The organism is Elusimicrobium minutum Pei191 (assembly GCF_000020145.1).
Lineage (GTDB): Bacteria > Elusimicrobiota > Elusimicrobia > Elusimicrobiales > Elusimicrobiaceae > Elusimicrobium > Elusimicrobium minutum.
In genome coordinates this window covers 960,487-982,818 of sequence record NC_010644.1, presented here as the reverse complement: position 1 = coordinate 982,818, position 22,332 = coordinate 960,487, and the positions used below count along the sequence as shown (strand labels likewise).

Sequence of the window (22,332 nt, the reverse complement as noted above, 5' to 3'; positions counted from 1 at the left end):
TTAAAACCCCCGCTTAAAGCGGGGGTTTTTTATGGTTAATATTAAAAATCTTTTGGTACTGTAAAAGTTATAAGACGGGTTTGTCCTAAATTATTTTTTACAAGAAGAGTAACTTCCTCACCCGGGAGTAAACGAGGGAAAAGCTGGGAAAGGTTTGCGGGGTCAATGCCTTGTTGATTGGTTGTGAGAAATGCTATTTTTGTTTTATTCCTTTCAAGCGAAACGCTTGAAACGGTTTCATCAATATTTATTGATTCCCCTATATTTTTGTTGTTGTAGGTTAAATTTATTTCATATTTGCCGTTGTTTTTACGCGCGTTTAGTAAATGCGTTATAACATTTGAATTTACGGCAAAACTTCTGGTTTTGCTTATATCGCTTGCGTTATGCACGCCTACAACATAGCCGTTTTTATCAAGCAAAGGGCTGCCGCAGGATTTATCACTTATCCCGTGGGGAAAATTAAACGTTGTTGTTATTTTCATACCTGAAATATCAAGAGTTTCCCTTCCCGGCACTTTTATAAATTTGCCTTCGGGGTAACCGAAAGAAGTTGTTACAGACCCTTTTTTTAATGTCGTGTTTGCCAGTTTTAAAGGAAAAATATGGGGCAGTAATTCCTCAGGCACGTTAAGAAGGGCTATATCGGCGCCGCCCGTATTAGTTGTACCCATTGCGGCTATGTTAGTAATAATATCGGTTTGTTTATCGTTTACTTTTAAACTTATCGTATGTTTTTCATTTGTCCAGCCCATATTGCCTTTTTGTGAAAATGCCGCGTGCGACACTATAACCCCGTAAATCTTTTTTTGCCCGTCCAGTTCCACTTCTGCAAAAAAGCCGCTTGCGCGAACCTTTTTAGTGGCGGGGTTTTTTAATTTAAAAGTTGCTTTTTTTATGTTTTTTTCAACTTCTTCAAAATTGTATACTGCTTTTGCCTGTGGGGCCGCTTCAGCGGCGGACTTTGCTGAAAAAACCTCAGGTTTTATAGAAGAGGCAGGGTTTTCTAATAAATTATATTTCAATGCTTTTTCTTCCATTTTTTGTAAATCAAGCAAATCTTTATTAAAAGGTTCCTCTTCTTTTAAAGGTTCTAAATCATAAAGTTTTACGCTCATTTTGCCGTCGGCTGTTCTTTTAATAGGAAGGTTATATTGAGTATCCCCATGTACCACGCCGTTTTTATTTAAATCTTTAAAAAGCTCGTAAAGCTGGTTCATTTCCTGTTGTGTCATCGGTTTGCCGCCCAAATGCTCAATAGCCGCGGGTAATACAAACTCGTACGGGTTTACTCCGCTTACGTCAATGGCGGTCATAATAAAAGGATATTCGCCGTAAAATCCGCTTTGGTAAGGGCTGTTTAAAAATTTAGCGTAATCAACAGCCAGCATTTCTTCGGCTTCCTCAGGCAGGTTTTTAAGGTTGTCTGTAACTACTTTAGGATATTCAATATCCCAAAGGTTGTATTTTTCAAAAAACCCTTTTTTGCCCAATGCTTCTAACTTTTTTAAATTAGAGGCCTCTTCGGGGTATGAATATTTTAAATAAAAAGCGGGTTTATCATTAGCATAAAGCGCCCATACGGGTTTGCCTGAATATTGCTCAATTACGGTAATATCTTTTAAAATTTCTTTTACGGAATTTTCTTTGCTATCTTTTGTTTTTATTGCAGGTTTGCCGATCGTAGGCGGCGCTTCAAGTCCGTCTATGGATTTAAAATTAATCCTGCGCTCTCTCTGTTGTGAATCGGTAATATTTTTATTATTTATTTCTGTTAAGTTATTATACAGAAACTTTGACACAAGGCTGGCGTCGGATTTTTGAAATTCTTTAAAATATATAATATCACCGTTAAGGTTTAGTCTGCCCGTTTCGTCACTTGGTTTTGGGTGAAGCAGATCGTAAGAATAGTTTGCCACGAGAGAAGTGCCCGTTCTTTTATCAAAACGGTGTTTTCTTATGTGAAAATGCCATCGGTTAAGTTCCTGTATTTCATGGCTGCCCTGGCAAAAAGAATCTCTGTAAATATATTCTTTTGTTTCATATGTAACCGTTACTTTACCGTTTTCAATATCGGCGGTAACCTCTGTATTAAAGCCGTGGTTGTCTAGCGATTCTCTCATTAGGGCCAAAGCGAAATCAGGGTAATTTCTGTAACGGAAAACCCCTTGCCTTATTTCATACTCAAGGGTGGGAACGTATTTCGTTTGCCCGTTATATGTAATTTGTCTGGGGGCAAATTTAAAAAACATTTCCTTTTGTGTATTATCTATTAATTTGAACTTATAGTTTTTTGCTAGATTAATTTGCCTTTCGGATTCGGCTTGCATATAATTTTTTTGAGCGTGCGGCTTTAAAAGTTCAATTTGGTTGCGCCTGAGCGTCATTATAGCCGTGTTAAATTCTGTTTCGGTTTCAGGGTTAATGTTACTTAAAAGCTGGTTAGCGTAAGGAATTAAATTAAAAAAGGAGGTTCTTTTGCTGACTAAAGAAAGTTCTTTTTTTAAATATTCTTGTAAAGCGTTGTAATTAGGCGTAAGCTCATAATACCCAAAAGGTTTTTTTACAATGCTTTTGTAACTTGCGCTTTGTGTTGTTTTTTCTTTTTTTTGATCTTGCTCTTGCTGGTTTTTTAAAGAAAGTTCATTAACTATTGTTTTTGAGCTACTGCCTTTATTGCTGTTTTTTCGGGCGGATATGCCGGCGGCGCCTTGAAGCGGCGGCGTTATAAACGTTCTTCTATATAACCCGTAAGACATAGCAAGCTGCCTTATCTCTTCCTGTTCCTCATATCCGAGCGATAATAAATCACCTTCAGTTATCTTTTGCCCCGTCTTTATCATGTGCTCAAGCTGTGATTTGTTATACCCTTTCCTTTCTTTTAACTCTTCTCCAAAATAGGCGGGTTTCCCGTCTTTTATCGCCTTGTCTAAGGTAAAAGGAACCGCCCATACCTGCGGCCTCGCGCTTACTGTTACAGGTTTTGCCGCCGGCACCGTTGCCGCCTGCGGCTGCGCGATTGCCTTGCTTACCGTTAACGGCGATACTTCAGGGTTTATTTTTAATGCCGCGTTGCCATTATACGCCGCGTTGCCGTTGTAGCTCGCGCTTACTTGGCTTGGCTGCGTTACTCTAAGCGTGGGTTTGGGCGTGTTTAACGCTGCCGCGGCGGGCGTTCTTACATTGCCCGAGGGGTTTGTTCTTACCCTAAATGTAGGCTTTTGCGCCGCTACCGGCCCGGACGTTGATAATTTGCCAGCTCCGGCCTTTACTCCGCCCACTACTGTCGCAGCCAGTAAAACTCTGTTAGCGTATACTTCTACTGCTTCTTTTTTCTTATTAAACTGTGCGTAAGACGCCGGCTCAAATACCGTTCTCTCTTTCTTCCCGTTTAAAAATTCTATTGTATTGTTTATTCTCTTTCTTAACTCACGGTCAAAATCTTTACCCGAACCATAAATAAGTTCATGTCTTTCAAATCCGTATAAATACTTTAACTCACGTCCTAAATTCTCTTTTAAAGCTTTTATTTCTTCCGCACTCCTGCTTTGAAACTTGTTCCTGCCCGCTATGTTGCCCAAAGCTATCAAAGCTTCTATATGGGCATATTCATGCGCATAAGGGCTTTTTACGATACGTACAAGCAGGAGTATGGTTTGTTCGTTAGGGGCAAGTTCGGACACTTCGCGTATTTCCTCGACAAGTTCATTAACGAGATAGGCGTTCTTGGCCGGGAATAAAGCCATTTCGGTACGCGTGCTTGTTTCCGGGTTATCTGCGGCATATTTTTCACGTGAGATTCTGAAGTCTTGTTTTTTATAAAAATCGTACTGTTCTAACTTTTTTATGCCGGCTTCCCTGTGGGGGTAGGAAAAAAGACGGTCTGTCCAATGCTTGGTAACAAGAGTGTTATTAATATGTATCTTATTGCCGATACGCCCGTAAAGTTCATTAACCCTTGATTGTTTGGAGTATTGGGAAAACGCGCTTGTCGGAATGTTGCTTTGCGGCAAAGGCTGGGTGTAAGCGCTTTGACCGGCAAGGCTTGCAAATAGTATAAGTGCGACAGTATTTGAAAATATCTTATGCATATGTATATGATAGGAATCATTTACATTTGGCGTAAGGGTCAAAAGTCCTAATATCGGAATAGGCCTTTAGGGTACCCGTTTATAAGGCAAAACAATTATGAAAAAAAACGGAGAATGATTTTCATTCTCCGTTTTCAAAAGCGCAAGCAATTTATTTGTGTTTAAACTGGGCGTTATAGAGCGTGTAGTAAGGGCCGTTAAGGTTTTTAAGAAGTTCTTCATGCTTGCCTTCCTCAACGATATTTCCTTCATTAAGAACTATAATTTTGTCCGCGTTTTGCACCGTTGATAACCTGTGGGCTATAACAAAAACGGTTCTGTTTTTAACTAAATTATCAATAGCTTTTTGTACAACCGCTTCCGATTTATTATCAAGCGCGCTGGTAGCTTCGTCTAAAATAACAATACAGGCGTTTCTTATAAAAGCCCTTGCTATGCCTACACGCTGCCTTTGCCCGCCGCTTAATGTTGTGCCTCGTTCGCCGATAACAGTGTCTAAACCGTTTGGCAGAGACGCTATAAAATGGTCCAAATGGGCGCTTTTAACGGCATTGTTAATTTCTTCTTCAGTGGCGTTAAGTTTACCAAGTAAAATATTTTCCCTTATTGTTCCGGAGAACAAAAAGTTATCCTGGAAAACAATTGAAATCTGGTTTCGTAAAGAAAAAAGCCTTATATTTTTTATATCAACGCCGTCAATTTTTATTGAGCCTTTTTGCACGTCGTAAAATCTGGGGATAAGGTTAACTAAAGTGCTTTTTCCGCCGCCGGAATTTCCTACTAAGGCTATTGTCTGCCCTACTTCCGTTTTAAGATTTATATCTTTAAGAACTGGTTTGTTAGGTTCATATTCAAAAGAAACGTTTTCAAAAGAAATTTCTTTTTCCACGCGTATAAGTTCAACAGGGTTTTTAACTTCCGTTATTTTTGTTTTTAACTCAAAAATTTCAAAAATTCTTTCTATAGCCAGGAATGCTTTTTGTATATCTACAACATTGTTACCTATGGTTTTTATGGGTGTATATAAAAGCAGCATTGCCGCTAAAAATGAAGCGAAGTTACCGCTGGTTATCTTGCCTGTTACGATAAGATTGTTACTGTAAAACAAAACTGCGGCTACGCCTATACCAAGCACAATGTGCATAACGGGTGAAAGCCAGTTTGTTGTTTGCACCATTTTTATAGCCAAACTAAAAGTTGTGTCCATAATGGAGTTATATCTTTTGTTTTGATAATCTTGCAGGTTATAAGCAGAAATAATTTTATTGCCGGCGTGGGTTTCGTTATTCGCTTTTACAGCTTCGGCGCTGGCTACTATGGATTTGTTAACAATATTTTTCATTCTTTTTCTTACATATCTTATAGGCAGGAAGGCTATTAAAAGCGCTATAACCGCTATTAATGAAAGTTGCCAGGAGTTTAAAAATAAAACTACAACAAGAGATATGGATGAAAATGTTTTTGAAAGGAAATGTCTTAAATTAGAAATAAGTGAATTGGTGGCGTTAAAAGCATCGCTAAAAAAACGCTGGACAATGGTGCCTGAGTTTTCCTTATCAAAAAAGGGCGTATCCATAGTAAGCAATTTTTTATATAAATCGCGTCCCAAGTCGGTTGAAACCTTTGTCCCTACCCAGGTGTTAAGGTAAGCGGAAAAATAGTTTAACCCGCCCTGTACTATAGTAAAACCTATAATAAGGAGCGGAATGTAAATCGCGAAGCTGGCGTCCCTGGCCACGATAACGTTATCGGTATAGGGTTTTAAAAACCATGCTATCACAGCGTCTAAACTGCCTAGCGGAATTGCTACCAAAAGAGCAAGGAAAGCCCTAAAACTATAAGGCTTAACATAAGGCCAGATTTTTTTATAGCTTTCAACAAATGTATTTATAAAAATTCTTCTGCTTGAGTCTGTAATTTTTTCTTTTGTCATTTTCCTCTCACTACTGTGCAAAGCACTAAGAAAGTATTATATAATTATAACAATTATGGGACTTGAAGAGTTGGAACAAAAAGAATTTTTTACAATCGGGGATATTTCGCGCATATGCGGAGTGCCTGATTATTCCGTGCGTTACTGGGAGGCTGAGTTCGGCCTTATTAAGCCTATACGTAAGGCAAGCGGGCACAGGCGCTATACTAAGGCTGACGTCGAAACAGTGCTTAAAATAAAAGATCTTATTTACAGGCAGAAAATGACGCTTGAAGGCGCCAAAAAACAGCTTTCAAAATACCAGTCAAAATCAAAGGAAGATGCCTCTTCGCAAGTTAATGTTAAAATTTTAAAAGAAATTTACGATACTATAAACCAAATAATAAAAGAATAAAAAAGAGCGGCATTTAAAATGCCGCTCTTTTTTAAAACATCGGGGCGACTGGATTTGAACCAGCGACCTCACGGTCCCGAACCGTGCGCGCTACCAGCTGCGCTACGCCCCGTAAAACATTACTTTCAAAACTTCTATTTCAACACGCTTCTTAAAACTTATTTTATAAAACTATGCGCATCCGGGCAGAACTTATTGATACGCCAGGCAGGTTTGCCCGGCTTTTGCTACGCCCCGTAAAACACTATCTTCAAAACTTATTTAAAAAATTAAACCCCTGGCAAAGGGGTTTTTTAAAAATGGTCGGGGAAGGGGGAATTGAACCCCCGATCTCTCGCACCCCAAGCGAGCGCTTTACCACTAAGCCACTCCCCGATAATATTTGCCGTTTACGGTTTTAGCGAAAGAACTTTTAAGCTTTTAACCGTGAATTTAACTTAAATGCAGCTTACTGATAAAACCTGTTTATCGCTACTGCAACTAAATAAGGGTGTCAAACTTACAACATATATATTTTATCATTCTTTTTGATTTTGTGGAAGGGGTCTTTTTATTATTGCTTTTTCCGTCGGTAAAAAACATATATTTATATTTTACAAAAAAAATTATTAAGCAAAATAACGACTGAACCGCACCTCTTAAAACAGTCAACAATAAAATAGGGATAATATATGTTTTTCCCTTTTGCAAAACCCCTATTGACCAAATTAAAAACTTTTTATTAAATCATGAGTATGAGTGAAGTTAAATAGGAGAAGACAATATGAAGAAACTAATATTATTTGCTGTTGCTGTAATAATGTTTTCAGCCAATATTATGGCCGCGGATGTTTTTGTAGGCGTAAAAGGGGGCGTAGGCGCAAGCGATGATAACCTTAAAGACATCGCTAACAGTAATTTCTATAAATATGAAGATAATAACGGCATTTTAGGCGCTGAACTGGGGTTTGATTTTAACAGTGGCGCGTCTGACCGGTTAGGTGTTAAACTAGGTTTTAACTCGTATGGTAAAACAAGCTATGAGGATAAAACCTTAAACAGTGATTTACTTTTAAAAAACACTATAGCGGTGCCTTTAACAGCTTATTATAAGTACGCCTCTAATGAAACGGGCCTTCACTTTTGGATAGGCGGCGGCATAACATGGGCCTCGCTGAAATTCCAAGATGACAGAATTAATTACGGCAAAACAAAAGACCAAATTTTCCCGCATGCCGCCGGAGGTGTGGAATGGAGAGCCGCTAAATTTATAGGTATAGGTTTGGACCTTAACTATAATTTCGACGCTAAAATAAAGTCCTCCGGTATGTATAGGGATTTTACGGGTCTTGAAGGATTTTTGGCGTTTAGGCTTTATTTCTCATAAAAATAAGCTTACTTATAAAAAAACCGCGGGCATAATAACCCGCGGTTTTTTTATTATTACGCCAAAATCATTGCTCCTTGAATAGCTGAGGGAATATGTATTTTTGGTAAGTAAAAAATCTATATATTTTTTTTTATATATTTTTATTGACATTTTGTTATCATTTATTATATATTTTTATAGCTATAAAATTCGCATAAGGAGATATGGAATGAAGAAAATAGTGTTAGCTATTGCGGTTGTTTGTTTGATGTGTACGGCGGCTTCGGCAGAGATGTTGCTTGGCGTAAAAGCGGGCGTCGCTTCTAAAAAAGATAACTTCGAGGATTTTCCCGTCAATGATTACTCTTATAAAACCAGTGCTATAGCGGGCGGAGGCGAAATAGGTTATGTCTTTTCGCCTGAGCAGTTTAGTTTTTTAAATGATAAAGGTTCTTTAGGTATTAAAGCAGGACTCCAAACAAGGGGAAAAACTAAAATTGACGAAGCCGGTTGGGGAACAACAAGAGCAAACGCTTTAACCGTTCCCGTAACGGTGTTCTATAAATATTCCCCTAATGAAACAGGTCTACATTATTGGGGCGGCGCCGGTGTAAACTGGTTAAGCGTTAAGTTTGAAGAAGGGGCGGACTTTACTAAGACGGAAACAAAAATTTCGCCTATGTTATCAGCGGGTGTGGAATGGCGTATGAACAACTGGTTTGCCCTAGGTGTGGATCTTAACTATAATATCAGCGGTAAAGTTAATGTCAGCGGTGGGGACGGATATCTTGATTTAACAGGCATTGAAGGTTTTTTAGGCGCAAGGTTTTATTTCCTTTAACCCCCGAATACCGGACGTAACAACAAAAACCCGTGTAATAAGCCCCCCGTTTTTATAACGGGGGGTAGTTTTTTGTTTTTATAAGGATTTTTTTGCGAATTCTAAAACAATTTTAGGCGTTTGCGGATAATCTATTAAAGAATTTTGTGAGTAAATTATTTCCGCTTTGCCAAAACCTTCTTCAGTATTAATACCTTTTTCTTTCGCGGCTTTTAAAGCATTGTCATACAGGCTTTGCGCGGAGCGTGTTGTGTAAATGGAAATAACAAAAACTTTTTTACTTTTTTTAGAGTAATCTTTTACCGCTGGCATTACGTTTGTCCAAAAAGTTTCATCCTGCCAAGAATAAGTATCTTTGTAGTTTTTTTATGCCTTTTGCGTTCGCGGCATATTTTGCAGCTTCAGCGATTTTGGGTGTTACAATATCTTTATAATCATTTTTTTCAAGACTTACTAAAACCAAAGTTTCTTCTTTACCTTTTAAAGACATTGAGTCAACCTCACTTTTAGCGAAGTTTCTAAGAAGTTTTGTTTCATTAAGAGTTTTTGTTATTACCACTGGCAGTTTTGGATTGGCAAGTTCAATGCCTTCTTCTTTAAGTTCGGCAAGAATTTCCGGATCCGATGACAGGCCCAATACAACGGGAATATCTTCCTGCGTGTGCCCGTCTTGGCTTGTAAAAAAGGGCACTGCCACAATCATGTCGCAGCCCGCTTTTTGTAAACGCTCAACCCCTGTTTTTACGGTAGGCGCGCCTACTTCCAGGAACGCATTTTCAATTGCGTGGAAATAGTTTTTATCATTATTTTCTTTACGCATCTCTTCAACCATAGTTTCAACTTTATTATTTGCTTCCTGATTGCTTGACCCGTGGGATATAATTAAAAGACCGGGCTTTTTGTATTCTTTGGCGTTAATATTTAACGCAAAAGGTAAGAAAAACAAGAGAAGGCCTGACATTACGGACATTTTTTTTACTGAACTTCTTTTCATATTACGTCTCCTTTATTTAATTTTAACACTGGTTTTTTTAATGAAAAAAGCATAGCGGCAAAACACATTGCCGCGCCAAGGGCGTATGCTCCTCTAAACCCGTTTATAAGGTTTTCGGAGCCGTAAAAAGAAAACACCGCCTCAAACAGCGCAACGCCGCAAAGCATGCCCATGCGCCCTACCATACGGTGCGCGCCGGACACCATGCCTTCTTTATTCTCCGGCGCCATTGACATTACAAAATTATTATTTGACGTTATAAAGAAAGCAAAAGACACGCCCGTTAGCGTAAAGTATAAAATTATGTAATATATACCGCTTGTATTTAACATATAAACAAGCCCCGCCAAAGTAACAGACGCCAGCAGCATTGACCACGCGCAAAGTTTCCCGGCCGGTATTTTGGCTGACAGTTTGCCAGATACCAGCCCCGTAAGCATATATGACACGGAATAAACCATAAACGCCGCTCCAGTCCGCGCGGGGGAAAGGCCTTTAATTTCAGCCAGATAAAAAGGCATAAGAAAATTTGTGCCCGCCAAAAAAGCCGATACTAAAAACATTGCTATGTTGGCGAAATTAAAAGTTATATTATTAAAAAGGCTTAAATCTAAAAGAGGGTATTTTGCCTTTTTTTCCCTCTTTATAAATATTCCAAACGTAATTACCGCAAACGCTAAACATAAAAGCATTTTAGGTGCGGTCCAGCCGTAAATGCCGCCTCTGTTTATCCAAAAAGTAAATGCCAGTGCCATTAAAAAACTTAAAACTGCGCCGGGGATGTCAAAGTGGGGTTCGCGCTTAGTTATTGTGTTTTTAGAAGGTATTGAATAGTTTAAAACAATAACGGCAAGTATTCCTACGGGCAGGTTTATAAAAAATATCCATCTCCATGAATAAAGCCCCGTTATAATGCCGCTTAGCGGCGCGCCCAGGGTTATACCTAAAGCGGCAGCGCTTGCCAGTATGCCAAATGCCATGCCGCGTTCTTCTTTTGGCAGGTATTTGGGTATCATGGCTTGCGGCAAAGCATATAGTATTGAAGCGCCTATACCTTGCAAAAGCCTGCCGGCTACCAAAAATGGCAACGAGGGGGCAAAGCCGCAAAGTATAGAGCTTAAAGTAAATATAATAAAGCCTGTTATAAATAAAAATTTCAAACCTACTTTATCGCCCAGTTTGCCGAATATAAGAAGTAATGAAACAACCGTCAGGTTATAAGCCATTGCCACCCACGAAATATCCGCGGTGGAAGCGTTAAACCCGCCCGCTATCGAAGGGAGCGACACGTTTATAATATACGTGTCTAAATTAACCATAAAAGAAGCTACCGATATGGCTAAAATTAAAAGTTTATTTTTACTTAAAAATTTTGCCGCGCTCATAAAGCTAACACCAAATTTTCTGTTTTTATTTTAGGTTTTGCTTCAAAACCTATTTTTTGAGCGTTGCGGCCGGTAAGCCAGTAATTTTCCCCATTGGCCATACAGGCTATATTTATAACAGCGTCCATATTATGTGTGTCTATGCCGAGTTCTTTGCCTATTGTTGCTATCGGAACAAGACTGTAGGGGATATCTTCCGTAACGTAGCGGTGTTTCATTCCATCGGGAGAAAATTGTATATTATAAGCGTTTACGCTTTTAACCGCCTGGTAAATATTCTCAGCTTGTAAATTATAGATTTTACACATGGTTTCTAAAAATGAGGGAGGATTGGGAAATAAATGTTTTGCTATCTCAACGCGTTCACGATCAACCGCTTCCATTATCTTGCCTATGCAGGGGGTAATGTCATAATGGGAATACCGGTACGGCCCCATTTGTTCTATGCGGCTCATATTTAAAAGCGTTGGTATTGTGTGAAGCACAGCGCTTGGATTACTAAAGCTTGTTTGCCAAACGTTGTGAACTTTTTTAAACTGCGGGTAAATTTGATTTATAACGGAAAGTGCTTCGCCAGTCCTTTCCGAAGGCGCGGCCGCAAAATACACATTATCCTTTATTCCTTTAATTAACACTTTACCTGGCCCGGTAATTTTTGTTGTGTAAATAAAGGAAGATGTTTCACACGCTATAAAATCATTTTCCCTGTTTAAAATTTTTAATTTGTTTCTAAACTCCAAGGCGGAAAAGCCCCCGCAGGGAAACAAGACTAAAGCGTTAATTTTACCATGTTTTATTATTAAGTCCGTATAAACGCTTTGCGCGAAAGACGGCACTATTACCATAATAATGTCCGCGTCTTTTAAAACAAAGGGCACATCCTCCGTAATTACTTTTGGTTTTGTGAACTGCGGCGTTTTACCGCTTGAAGTAAAGCCCTCTATTTTAATTCCGTCTAAAGAACGCAAAAGTTTTATATTTACGGAATGCTCTTCAACCGCCGCGAGACTTACGTCATAACCGGACAAAGCTAAATCCGCGCTCATTGCCACGCCGCCGTGGCCGCTGCCAAGTACCGCTATTTTCATATTTTTAAACTTATCCTTTTAAAACTTCCAATTTTTTATAAGCTGCTGTTCGTCCCACAAGTTTTTGTAAATTCCGCCTTGGGAAAGAAGATCGTCGTGCCGGCCCTGCTGCTCAACTTTACCGTTGTTAATAACAATAATATTGTCCGCCTCTCTTATGGTATTTAGCCTGTGGGCTATGACGATAACGGTTTTATCCTTTACCAAATCGTTTATAGCCTGTTGTATATGAAGCTCGTTTTCCGGGTCAAGGAAAGCGGTGGCTTCATCAATTAAAATTATAGGGGCGTCTTTAAGTATTGCTCTAGCTATGGAAATACGCTGTCTTTCCCCTCCGGATAGAGTGGAGCCGGCCTCCCCAACCAAGGTGTTATACTGGTTAGGAAGCGCCATTATAAAATCATGGCAGCGCGCTTTTTTGGCGGCTTCAAATATTTCTTCTTCAGTAGCGTCCTCTTTACCTATTTTTATATTGTTGTATATTGTGTCTTTAAACAAATACACGTCTTGAAATATCATGGATATACAAGAAAGCAGATTATCAAGTTTGTAATCTTTTATATTAACGCCGTTTAATTTAACCGCGCCGCTGTCAACGTCCCAAAAGCGGGCTATAAGGCGCGTAAGAGTTGTTTTGCCCGAGCCGGAAGGCCCCACAAAAGCGGTTAAAGCGTGTGAGTTTATTTTAGCGCTTAGGTTTTTAATTACCTGCTTGTTATGGTAAGAAAACGTTATATCCTCAAACTCAATATCAAAGTTTTTAATTTTTTCATTGTTTTTACCTTCCTTTATAGGGGGTGTTTTCCTGAGTGTTTCCATTCTTTCAACGCCAAGGTTCATATATGTAATCAATCCTATAAAAATAAGGGACTGCAAAAGCGGTTCGTATATACGGCTGCCTAAAATTAAAAACATCAGATAAACAGAAAGTTCCAGCTGGCCCGCTGTAAACAGCTTAAAACCGTAAAGCATTATAATAACTATACCCGTATTTAATACAAGCGAGCTTAATATAATAGTGGGGCCGCTGCCACCTTCTAAACGTATGCTGTCTATTTTTAATTTTCTGAAAGCGTTTTCAAGCCTTTCAAATTTATCACCGCCTAAATTAAAGGCTTTAATAAATTTTATGCCTTGTATATACTCAATCATGCGTGAATCTGCGGAAGTTTTTGTCTGCTGGTGAATTTTGCCCGCGAATCTGCATATTTTTATAGATATCAGCAAAGCGGGCAAGGCAAGCAAAATTACGCCGCCCGCGGCCAGCGCAAGTTTTAAATTAAAAAACGCCAAACTTATAAGCAATACTAAAGGCATTGTCACTCCGCCTACAACCTGCGGCACAAGATGCGTTACAAGCTGTTCTATGTTGGCGTAATCGTTAACAAGGTATGCACCTATATCGCCGGGGTCTTTTGCGTTGTAAAAACCCATGGACAGTCTTCTTAAGTGGTCGGCCATTTTAAGGCGCACGCCCGCGCAAATTGTGTAACCGTCTTTATACGCGCTAAAGAAAGACTTTGTGTTAACAATGCATAAAAGTACGATTATAATAAAAAGGATAATACATGCTTTCATTATAGCTGCCGTGTTAAGAATTGCGCCGGGCGTTTCAAGCGGTTTGAAAAGTTCGTAAACTACAAAAAGTAAAACGGCGTAAGGCGCGCCTCTTAAAGCGTATTCCAATACTGTCCACCCCAGCATGGGTAACATTTTTTTTGCCTGCCCTTGTGTGGCGGCGTTTAAAATTTTAATCATTTTATCCTCCAATCGCGCGTTTGGCTGTATGTTTCCCACATGTTTTTATATAAGCCTCCCGCCAAAAGCAATTCCTCATGTGTGCCTTGTTCTTTTATTTTGCCGCCGTCAACAACAAGTATTTGGTCTGCCCCGGTTATAGTGGAAAGACGGTGCGCTATAACTATAACGGTTTTCTCCTTTATAAGAGAGGAAAATGATTTTAATATTTTACCCTCATTTTCAGGATCGGCGTATGCGGTGGCCTCGTCTAAAAGAAGTATGGGAGAGTTTTTTAATATAACTCTGGCAAGCGCCACGCGCTGTGCTTCCCCGCCGGAAAGATATGTGCCGCCCTCTCCTACAAGCGTGTCATAACCTTTATCTAAATTAACAATAAATTCATGACAATGCGCTGCTTTTGCCGCGTTAACCACGTCTTCTTTAGAAGCGGTTTTATTACCCATGCGTATATTTTCCTCAATAGTGTCAAAAAACAGCATATTGTCTTGAAATACGAAGGAAATATTATCCATAAGTTTTGAAAAAGGAATATCTTTTATATTAACGCCGCCTATTTTGATTTCACCTTTTTTTATATCCCAAAAACGGGCGGTAAGCATGGCTATTGTTGATTTACCCGCGCCAGACGGTCCCACAAGCGCTGTAAGAGTGCCGGGAGCGGCGATAAAGGTAATATTTTTTAACACTTCATTATTTTTATAGGCGAAAGAAACGTCTTTAAACTCAATGGAAGAGTCTTTTGGCATTTTAGGATTTTCGGTTTCTTTTATTTCTTCTTGTTTTAAAATATTGTCAATTAAGCCTATACCCATACTGTTTTGCATAAGAAGGTTTGTCATCCACATAAGTTTTAAAAAGGGGAAGAATATACCGCCGCCTAAAAGTAAAAACATTAAAACCGTGGGCAGATAGCCTGTGTAAGAAGGCGCCTTAATTAAAAATAATATAGATGCCGGAATAAGTATTAAAAGCACTGCGGAAAGAGTGTTATAAAACCCCAAATATGGCAAAGCGTAAAATTCAGTTACTTTTATAACGTAATCACGATAACGCAGAATATTTTCTTTTAATTTTTTAAAAGCACCCGCCGAGCGGTTAAATATCTTTATTACCTGCATGCCGCGTACATATTCTATTATGCTTGCGTTTAATTTGCCCAAAATTTCATGGTATTTATATTGGCTTGCAATGGCATTTTTATTTAAATACATTGAACTTTGAAACGCCACCGCTATTATTATTACCGCTAAAAGTACTAAGGCAAGACGCCAGTCGATAGTAAAAAGATAACCTATAACAAGAAGGGGAAAAACAAACGCTGTTGTTAAATCCGGTATATTATGCGCCACAAAAAGTTCTATTCTTTCCACGTCTTCGGACATTACTTTTTTTAACTGGCCTGACGAACTTACCGTAAAAAAACCTAAAGGCAGTTTAGGCATTTTTTTGCTTATCATCATGCGCAGTTCATAAAGAATATTAAAGGCCGCTATGTGTGATAATATTAACGAGGTAAAAGTAAGTACCCCGAAAGCGACTATTGCCCAAAGGCTTACTTTTCCCCAAAACCAAATATCGGCCTTGTTTATCAGTTCCGGCGTGTTAATATTAAGGCCTAATTCTTTTACTATGTTAAATATTGCCAGATAAGGCACAAACTGGGCGATAGATGCTAATACCGCCAGCGTCATTGATCCTAACAGCCACCATTTTTTGGTGCCCGCTATTTCTATAAGACGGGTCAGCCCGCGTTTTTTTGTTTCTTTTTTCATATATTTGCAATCTTCCAATAATTTAGGTATGATTAATAATGTTAGTTACAGCTAACATTATATATCTAAAAAAGTAAATTTGCAATAGGAGGATATTTTTTATGAGCAAGATATCTGTTGTGTACTGGAGCGGTACGGGAAATACGGAAATGATGGCCAATGCCATAGCCGACGGCGCCAGACAGGCCGGCGCTGATGTAAAAGTTTACCCGGTAGGGGGCGTTAACCCAGAATTTATTAACAGTGATATTATAGTTTTGGGATGTCCCTCAATGGGTGCCGAAGTTTTGGAAGAAAGCGAAATGGAACCTTTTATGTCTTCTTTAGAGGGTAATATTTCCGGCAAAAAGGTTGCGTTGTTCGGCTCTTATGACTGGGGTACGGGCCAATGGATGCGCGATTGGGAAGAGAGGGTTAAAGCTGCAGGCGCCAACCTTGTGGCTGAAGGCCTTACAATTAATCTTATGCCCGACGCCTACGGCATGACAAAATGTGAGGAATACGGTAAAACTCTAGCCGCTTCTTAATTTTATCCCCATACTTTATTTTGTGCTTTAGTTTTATTGGGGTGGAAAATCTTTTTTGCAGGGGGAAATTGTGTAACTTGCGAAAAGGATTATAATAAACGAAAAAGACGTCTTTTTAAGACGTCTTTTTTTACGGACTACACACCCCTCCCTGGGTAAGCCAAAGGATGGTCGGCCTGCTTACTTCACAACGCCTCCCGCCTTGTTGCTGCGGAGGCGTTACTATTTGCTATTGAGACCGTAAAGTGAAGCTTTGAAACAAAAGAAACCCCGGAAGCGTGAGCCCGGGGAGTTTCATAATTATTTAGCAAAATAGATTGTATTTATATATAGAAGTTACTTAGCAAAAATTTAATATTTTTTTAATTTTAAAATCCTGTTTATCTGTATAAATAAGGCTGATTTTTATTTTTTTTATTTCTATATAAATATTTAAATTTACTATGATGGGAAAGCCAAACTTCTGCTTATTTTTTTACCGCACTATGCCAAATGTTTTTATAGAATTGGCTGGGTTTGTGTTTTAATATAAGCTAAAGAGTTTGTAGTATTTTTATATCTGTTTTCGGCGGGTTGCCGAACATTCGTTTATATTCTCTGTTAAATTGTGTGGGGCTTTCATATCCTACGGCGTATCCGGCGTTAGCAGCATCCAAATTATCAGACACCATCAAACGCTGCGCTTCATATAAGCGTAATTGTTTTTGGTATTGCAAAGGGCTTACATCTGTTACCTTTCTAAAATTACGGTAAAAAGAGGAAGGGGACATATTTACCTTTGCGGCAAGTTTCTCAACATTCAATTCTTCTTTAAAGTTTTCTTTAAGCCATTCTATTGCCGTGGCAATTTGGTTGCTTTTTGTGCCGACAGTATTTACCATTCTAAGCTGCTCGCCTACAGGCGTCATAAGCAGGCGGTAGTAAATTTCGCGTATAATCATGGGAGCTAAAATATTTTGCTGTTCTTTGGGCTGCTCTAAAAGCGTTACAATACGTAAAAACGCGTCCAGTATTTCGCTGTTAGCCTTTGTTACGCCAACTGCTCTTTGGGCGGGATAATCTGTTTTTAAAAGATTGGTTTCAATGATAAGCTGTTTTATTATAAAGCTGTCTATTCCCAGTGTAACTCCTATACACGGCTTTTCGGGGGAGGCGTCCGTAATTCTGCTTGCGCTTGGTATATCAATACTTGTTACCAGACATTCGTTTGCTACATATTCTATTTTCTCAGCGTTGAAAACACATTGTTTGCTGCCTTGCAGCATTAAAGCAATGATAGGCTTATAAAAACATTTTCTTGCCTCTTCGGGCTGGTTTCTTCTAAATATTCTAAGACCTTTTATATCAGTGGCAAAGCTGCCCGGTTTCGGGACTAAATTAAGCACTTTTTCTTGCAGTTGTTTGTTTAGTTCAGATAAGTTTTTGTTCATATAAACCTCTGTATTGATTCTATCATATGTAATAACTTATTTTTTTGGCGGTGAGAGAATTAGGCAATAATTAGGCTTTTTTATATCTTTAAACTCCTATCTCAAAGAAATATACTATAGCTACAAGATTAAACCTACAGGAGGATATGATGAATCTTAAACTAATACTAATAGTAGTAGCGGCGGCGGTTTTAACAAGTTCTATAGTATGGGGTGTATATAAAATATGTAAGGGGACAACAACGGCGGCTCATCTTACATTCCGGCAGAGCGATAGTGTGCGAATGGAAAAAGTTATATTTAAAAACAGAATTGGCATAGAAATAGCGGGACATATGTATATGCCAAAAAATATTGATAAAAATAAAAAACATCCCGCAATTGTTGTTGGCCATACTTTTACCGGTGTTAAGGAGCAAACGTCAGGCCTGCATGCACAAAAATTGGCGGAAATGGGCTTTGTTACTCTTGCTTTTGACGCTTCATTTTGGGGTGAAAGCGGCGGGCAGCCGCGCAATATAGAAATACCTGATATCCGCATAGAGGACTTTATTGCGGCGGTAGATTTTTTAAGCACCCAATCTTTAGTTGATGCAGGACGCATCGGTCTTTTGGGTATTTGCGGAGGCGGCGGATATGTGGTAAGTGCGGCGGCTATTGACCATAGAGTTAAAGCTGTTGCTACAGTAAGCATGTATGACTTGGGCCGCGCACGCAGGCAGGGCCTTGGCGACGCTATCTCCTACGAACAACGCATGAAAACGCTTGACCTTATAGGCGATTTACGCACAAAGGAATTTAGAGGGGAAAAACGTACCGATACTCTTGGCGTTCCTGCCAGTATTACTGATAAAGATACAGAAAACACCCGTGAGTTTTATGACTATTACCGCACGCCCCGTGCGCAACACCCAAATACGGATACCGCATACTCTTTAGTAAGCCAAGCGGCAATGATGAACTTCTTCCCGTTTATACAGATAGAAACAATCTCACCCCGCCCGTTGCTATTTATTGTTGGAGAGCGGGCCGTATCTGCCTACTTTAGCGAAGATGCTTACAGCAAGGCAGCTCAGCCTAAGGAGCTATATGTAGTGCCCGGCGCGTCGCACGTGGACCTTTACGACAGGCCGGAATATATGAAATTAACTATCCCGAAACTGGATAGTTTCTTTAAGCAAAATCTTAAGTAAAAATAAGGTTTAAGGCGGCCCATTATATATGGCCGCCTTAGGCCGGAGGTCAAAATGGAAAATATAAAATTAAAAAATCTTACACTAATAATGGCCGTACTTATTTCCGTACTCTCATTTTCTTACATAGCACAATCAGTTGAACTGCAAGCATTAACGCCAAGACAGCAAAGTATAGCTAAAATAGCAGCTTTAACAGCCGTCGGGGATCTAGATAAACTTAACAAAGCGCTACATGAAGGGTTGGATAATAAACTTACAATTAATGAAATCAAAGAAGTTCTGATACAAATGTACGCTTACAGCGGATTTCCCAGAAGTTTAAACGCTATTAATACTTTTATTGGTGTTTTAGAGGACAGAAAAGCAAAAGGGATAAAAGATGTTTTGGGGCCAGAAGCAAAAGCCGTGTCTTCAAGTAAAAGCAAATTTGATACAGGGGCAGAAAATTTGGCTAAATTGACAGGCGCAAAAACAGTTACCAAAAATACTTCCGCCTATGCGCTATTTGCCCCGGCTTCTCATCATATATGGGAAAGCCTGCGTCTTCTATGGTTCTAATATCTCTTTGGATTGTGCGAACGGACACATTCAATTCCATAGCAACTTCGGCAACAACCAGCTTCCCTGAAGATAAAATGTTGAGTAGTTTCACTATACGTGTGAGGCGTTTTATATCTTGTTCTTTTTTCATACTTACATATTAACAAATTAGACCGACAATTTTATGTCGTTTTTAATCGGAAGCATTTTTTGAAAAATTCTAATATAATAAAACTATCGTAGGGAATTTAGAAAGAGGAATATTTCATGAAGCTAAAAGATTTAATAGGCCATATACGGGGCAATACTTTAAATAGATTTCTTGAACAAGAAAAATTGGGCTTTGAGCTTGCTTTTGTTGATTTTTTTATGAAAGAAAGGATTTCTTTGGAATCGGATATTATAATATTAAACTCTGAGGAACTATCGGAACAACCCACTGTCATTGATGGGATTGAATATATTGAGTTGTTTCCTATGGGGGAACTCGTTACTGTTGTTGATGATATTCTAGCTTCTTCTAATTCTCTTTCTGATAATGATGTGGCAAAACATTTTTTGATTTATCGGAATAATGAAACGCCTGGTTGGATGATCCCTGATGGGAAGAAAGATATTTTTCTTTGGGATGGGAGGAGTTAATAAAATGAAAAGGCTAGCTATCCCACTAATTTTACTTTTATCTTCCACAGCATCATTTTCACTTTCTTTCAGTTGGAGTAAATGTTTTGCCATTAGTCCTTTAAGTGTAGTTAATTCACAAGATATTGATATAGGAAAAACATATATTCGTTTTTGTATGAATGAAGAATGTGAAGAGTATGTAGATAGGCATATAATCAGTTCTGACGCAGACGGAGTTCATTGTATGGATGAATATGACAAACATCCATATATTGTATTTGATGAAGGATACGATCCCAAAAAACAGCCTCCTGAAGATTATTTATACCCAAAATTTATTCTTGTTTTTAAAAATGGGCAGATTTACGAGACAGGGAAAATAGAGGAAGATGTGTTTCGGCCTTTATATAAATTTATTATTCATAAAGATGGAATAAATATCATCACATTCTCCCCTGCGGATGAATATTGTGAAGAAGGGGCTTGTACTGGCAAAGAAAAATTGTCTTTTTGGAAAGATATTGAATGTGATAAAACCAAAAAATGTATAAAAGAACGAATTCATAATGAAAAAAAGAGAAAAAAGGAAGCTGCGCGTGCAGAGAAAGATTATGCGGAATATCAAAAAAAAGACCAACTCTACGATTTTAAATGCGACGAGTTTTTGGAAGATGATAAATGCCCTGTTTTGTGGACAGATAATAGGTATCTTGTAGCTAACAATTTCATGCTCCTTTCTGAGAAAAATAGTAGTGCTCCATATAATATGGCTTTTAGTAAAAAGTGTAATAAAAAAAATTATAATTCCAAGGATGATTATTGTATAGCCTGGATGTATGAAATATTTTTTAGAGGAAAATTTCCCAAAGAGTGTGATACCCGAATGAAGAAAAATAAAGAAACAAAGGAGCGAATATTTAACACTCTTATAAAAAAGTTTCAATATTGTCATATAAAAGAAGAGGAAAGAAAGGCTTCGTATACAGACACATATTCATTTTAAAAATAAACAATGAGGAACTATGGGAATATTTAATTTTTTGAAAAAGAAACCAATCCAGCCAGATTTATATGAGGCCCTAAAAAAGGCCGCAAGTGATCCCATATATCAGGGAACATTTTATGACTTGTTATTGGAAGCTATGCTGATAGTAATTTACCCCAAAGAAGATGGGACTGATAGAAAAACTTTTCAAAAAGGTGATAAAATTGCCTTTATTGCGTTTAATGATGGAAAAATCCCTATATTCACCTCAAAGGAACGTATTTTTGATAATAATGTTGTTAAAGAAAAACAAAATATATACGAAATAAAAGGCAGAGATTTGTTTGAAAATGCAAAAGGAGCAACCTTTGTTTTGAATCCTTATTCGGATCATGGTAAATTTCTACTTCCAAATGAAATTGAATCCATCCTCAGCGAACAGCCACGACCAGGATTATCCAAACAAATTAAAATTGATAACCCTATGAAAGTATTAATAGGTGCTCCGGCAAAATATCCGCATGATATGCTTAATGCTTTAAAAGATCTTTTCTCAACTAAGCTAGAAGTTGAGGCGGCGTACATAGGATGGATTTTTAATCCGGCTACTAAGGAACCCCCTCACTATATTTTTTGCATAGAAGCAAAGGGAGATATAAAACCCTTAACTAACGAAGCGGGCTATATTGTGTCAAAATTTATTGGTAAGAGTGAATTTGTAGATTTTATACAAAAAGACGGCAAGGCGGTGTTGTTAGATTATTTCAACACGATAGAACCTTTTTATAAAAAATAATAGCTTATGGAGCATTTTATGTGGAAAATAGTGTTTTTGCTGATATTGACGATGATTGTATTCGCATGTAAAGGTAAAGAGAGTGAGACTAAATTAACTCCAATATCCCCAATGTATGAAGATATACGAAATTTATGGCTTTCTGGGTTACCCAAAGATCAGCTGGAGAGTGTGGAGTTTGTTGGTTCAAGGGAAATCTATACGGTTGGGATAGAATTAGTTAGCAAAGATATATCTGATGGAAAAAATAGAATTTTTATAGTTGGATCAACATCTGGTGATGCCAGTATATATTTTCAAAGCAAAAATGAAGAAGGCGTGGGCGGGTATATCGGTGGACAAGGACATGAAAACATCAGAAACTCTGCCAGGAAAATGGTTGTTGATGCTGAAAAAAGATTGATAAATATGCATCCTTCTGAATTTCCTGAAATAAAACCCGGGCACATGACATTTTTTGCTCTATCTAAAGATGGTACGTTATATACAGCACAGATAAAAGAAAAAGAAATTATTGATAATAAAGATCCTTTTAGCAATTTCTTTTATGACGCAAACGATATTATTACAGGTTTTAGAGTCGTGCAAGAAAAACAACAAGCCGAACAAAAGGTTCAATAATTTAAG

General features: G+C 38.3%; 20 protein-coding genes and 2 tRNA genes. 10 read left to right on the top strand and 12 right to left on the bottom strand.

Features of this window, described 5'->3' with window-relative positions; all coding sequences use genetic code 11:
- Positions 1 to 41: 41 nt before the first annotated feature.
- Both EMIN_RS04565 and EMIN_RS04560 read right to left on the bottom strand, forming a co-directional pair.
- Complete coding sequence (locus EMIN_RS04565; RefSeq protein WP_012415059.1) at positions 42 to 4,091, bottom strand: serine protease family protein; 4,050 nt, start codon at positions 4,089 to 4,091, stop codon at positions 42 to 44.
- A 151-nt stretch (positions 4,092 to 4,242) separates the two neighbouring features.
- Entirely contained in the window at positions 4,243 to 6,024 is a 1,782-nt protein-coding gene (locus tag EMIN_RS04560) for an ABC transporter ATP-binding protein (RefSeq protein ID WP_012415058.1), read from the bottom strand.
- 55 nt (positions 6,025 to 6,079) lie between these two features.
- Between EMIN_RS04560 and EMIN_RS04555 the strand changes: the two genes are divergently transcribed.
- On the top strand, positions 6,080 to 6,418 hold the full coding sequence (locus EMIN_RS04555; protein ID WP_012415057.1) for a MerR family transcriptional regulator: 339 nt from the start codon (positions 6,080 to 6,082) through the stop codon (positions 6,416 to 6,418).
- A gap of 39 nt (positions 6,419 to 6,457) precedes the next feature.
- Here the strand turns inward: EMIN_RS04555 and EMIN_RS04550 are convergent.
- Both EMIN_RS04550 and EMIN_RS04545 read right to left on the bottom strand, forming a co-directional pair.
- Positions 6,458 to 6,530 (bottom strand) — tRNA-Pro (locus tag EMIN_RS04550).
- Between the two features lie 188 nt (positions 6,531 to 6,718).
- Positions 6,719 to 6,793: transfer RNA gene (locus EMIN_RS04545), tRNA-Pro, on the bottom strand.
- Positions 6,794 to 7,181: 388 nt separating this feature from the next.
- Here EMIN_RS04545 and EMIN_RS04535 point away from each other — a divergent pair.
- The gene (locus EMIN_RS04535) at positions 7,182 to 7,784 is read left to right on the top strand and encodes an outer membrane beta-barrel protein (protein ID WP_012415056.1); all 603 of its coding nucleotides are present in this window, start codon (positions 7,182 to 7,184) and stop codon (positions 7,782 to 7,784) included.
- A gap of 211 nt (positions 7,785 to 7,995) precedes the next feature.
- Positions 7,996 to 8,607, top strand: coding sequence for an outer membrane beta-barrel protein (locus EMIN_RS04530; RefSeq protein ID WP_012415055.1), 612 nt, complete (start codon positions 7,996 to 7,998; stop codon positions 8,605 to 8,607).
- Between the two features lie 78 nt (positions 8,608 to 8,685).
- On the opposite strand, the gene EMIN_RS04525 is transcribed toward EMIN_RS04530, so the two are convergent.
- The 6 genes from EMIN_RS04525 to EMIN_RS04500 are packed head-to-tail and all read right to left on the bottom strand — an operon-like array spanning position 8,686 to position 15,607.
- Positions 8,686 to 8,919 carry a hypothetical protein gene (locus tag EMIN_RS04525; protein ID WP_012415054.1) on the bottom strand — a complete coding sequence of 78 codons (234 nt, stop codon included), beginning with the start codon at positions 8,917 to 8,919 and terminating at the stop codon, positions 8,686 to 8,688.
- A 19-nt stretch (positions 8,920 to 8,938) separates the two neighbouring features.
- Complete coding sequence (locus tag EMIN_RS04520; protein WP_012415053.1) at positions 8,939 to 9,601, bottom strand: sirohydrochlorin chelatase; 663 nt, start codon at positions 9,599 to 9,601, stop codon at positions 8,939 to 8,941.
- Positions 9,598 to 10,986 carry an MFS transporter gene (locus EMIN_RS04515; protein ID WP_012415052.1) on the bottom strand — a complete coding sequence of 463 codons (1,389 nt, stop codon included), beginning with the start codon at positions 10,984 to 10,986 and terminating at the stop codon, positions 9,598 to 9,600. Before EMIN_RS04515 ends, EMIN_RS04520 begins: the two co-directional genes overlap by 4 nt.
- Positions 10,983 to 12,074, bottom strand: coding sequence for an NAD/NADP-dependent octopine/nopaline dehydrogenase family protein (locus EMIN_RS04510; RefSeq protein ID WP_012415051.1), 1,092 nt, complete (start codon positions 12,072 to 12,074; stop codon positions 10,983 to 10,985). The genes EMIN_RS04515 and EMIN_RS04510 overlap by 4 nt, the downstream gene beginning before the upstream one ends.
- Before the next feature lie 18 nt (positions 12,075 to 12,092).
- Positions 12,093 to 13,832, bottom strand: coding sequence for an ABC transporter ATP-binding protein (locus tag EMIN_RS04505; RefSeq protein ID WP_012415050.1), 1,740 nt, complete (start codon positions 13,830 to 13,832; stop codon positions 12,093 to 12,095).
- A complete protein-coding gene (locus EMIN_RS04500) occupies positions 13,829 to 15,607 on the bottom strand; it encodes an ABC transporter ATP-binding protein (RefSeq protein WP_012415049.1) in 1,779 nt (592 codons plus the stop codon). Before EMIN_RS04500 ends, EMIN_RS04505 begins: the two co-directional genes overlap by 4 nt.
- A gap of 101 nt (positions 15,608 to 15,708) precedes the next feature.
- Here EMIN_RS04500 and EMIN_RS04495 point away from each other — a divergent pair, with 101 nt between their 5' ends.
- Entirely contained in the window at positions 15,709 to 16,134 is a 426-nt protein-coding gene (locus EMIN_RS04495) for a flavodoxin (RefSeq protein ID WP_012415048.1), read from the top strand.
- Positions 16,135 to 16,667: 533 nt separating this feature from the next.
- On the opposite strand, the gene EMIN_RS04490 is transcribed toward EMIN_RS04495, so the two are convergent.
- Positions 16,668 to 17,564, bottom strand: coding sequence for an AraC family transcriptional regulator (locus EMIN_RS04490; protein ID WP_012415047.1), 897 nt, complete (start codon positions 17,562 to 17,564; stop codon positions 16,668 to 16,670).
- A gap of 149 nt (positions 17,565 to 17,713) precedes the next feature.
- On the opposite strand from EMIN_RS04490, the gene EMIN_RS04485 reads away from it, so the two are divergent.
- Both EMIN_RS04485 and EMIN_RS04480 read left to right on the top strand, forming a co-directional pair.
- Complete coding sequence (locus EMIN_RS04485; RefSeq protein ID WP_012415046.1) at positions 17,714 to 18,757, top strand: alpha/beta hydrolase; 1,044 nt, start codon at positions 17,714 to 17,716, stop codon at positions 18,755 to 18,757.
- 54 nt (positions 18,758 to 18,811) lie between these two features.
- Entirely contained in the window at positions 18,812 to 19,318 is a 507-nt protein-coding gene (locus EMIN_RS04480; RefSeq protein ID WP_012415045.1) for a carboxymuconolactone decarboxylase family protein, read from the top strand.
- On the opposite strand, the gene EMIN_RS09665 is transcribed toward EMIN_RS04480, so the two are convergent.
- Complete coding sequence (locus EMIN_RS09665; protein ID WP_083759834.1) at positions 19,236 to 19,451, bottom strand: HTH domain-containing protein; 216 nt, start codon at positions 19,449 to 19,451, stop codon at positions 19,236 to 19,238. The genes EMIN_RS04480 and EMIN_RS09665 overlap by 83 nt on opposite strands.
- 116 nt (positions 19,452 to 19,567) lie before the next feature.
- On the opposite strand from EMIN_RS09665, the gene EMIN_RS04475 reads away from it, so the two are divergent.
- Genes EMIN_RS04475 through EMIN_RS04460 form a run of 4 tightly spaced genes read left to right on the top strand, consistent with a single transcriptional unit; the run spans position 19,568 to position 22,326 of the window.
- The gene (locus tag EMIN_RS04475; protein WP_012415044.1) at positions 19,568 to 19,942 is read left to right on the top strand and encodes a hypothetical protein; all 375 of its coding nucleotides are present in this window, start codon (positions 19,568 to 19,570) and stop codon (positions 19,940 to 19,942) included.
- Positions 19,902 to 20,927, top strand: coding sequence for a hypothetical protein (locus tag EMIN_RS04470; RefSeq protein WP_187146148.1), 1,026 nt, complete (start codon positions 19,902 to 19,904; stop codon positions 20,925 to 20,927). The genes EMIN_RS04475 and EMIN_RS04470 overlap by 41 nt, the downstream gene beginning before the upstream one ends.
- A gap of 19 nt (positions 20,928 to 20,946) precedes the next feature.
- Complete coding sequence (locus EMIN_RS04465; protein WP_012415042.1) at positions 20,947 to 21,705, top strand: enhanced serine sensitivity protein SseB C-terminal domain-containing protein; 759 nt, start codon at positions 20,947 to 20,949, stop codon at positions 21,703 to 21,705.
- Between the two features lie 18 nt (positions 21,706 to 21,723).
- A complete protein-coding gene (locus EMIN_RS04460; protein WP_012415041.1) occupies positions 21,724 to 22,326 on the top strand; it encodes a hypothetical protein in 603 nt (200 codons plus the stop codon).
- Positions 22,327 to 22,332 lie beyond the last annotated feature (6 nt).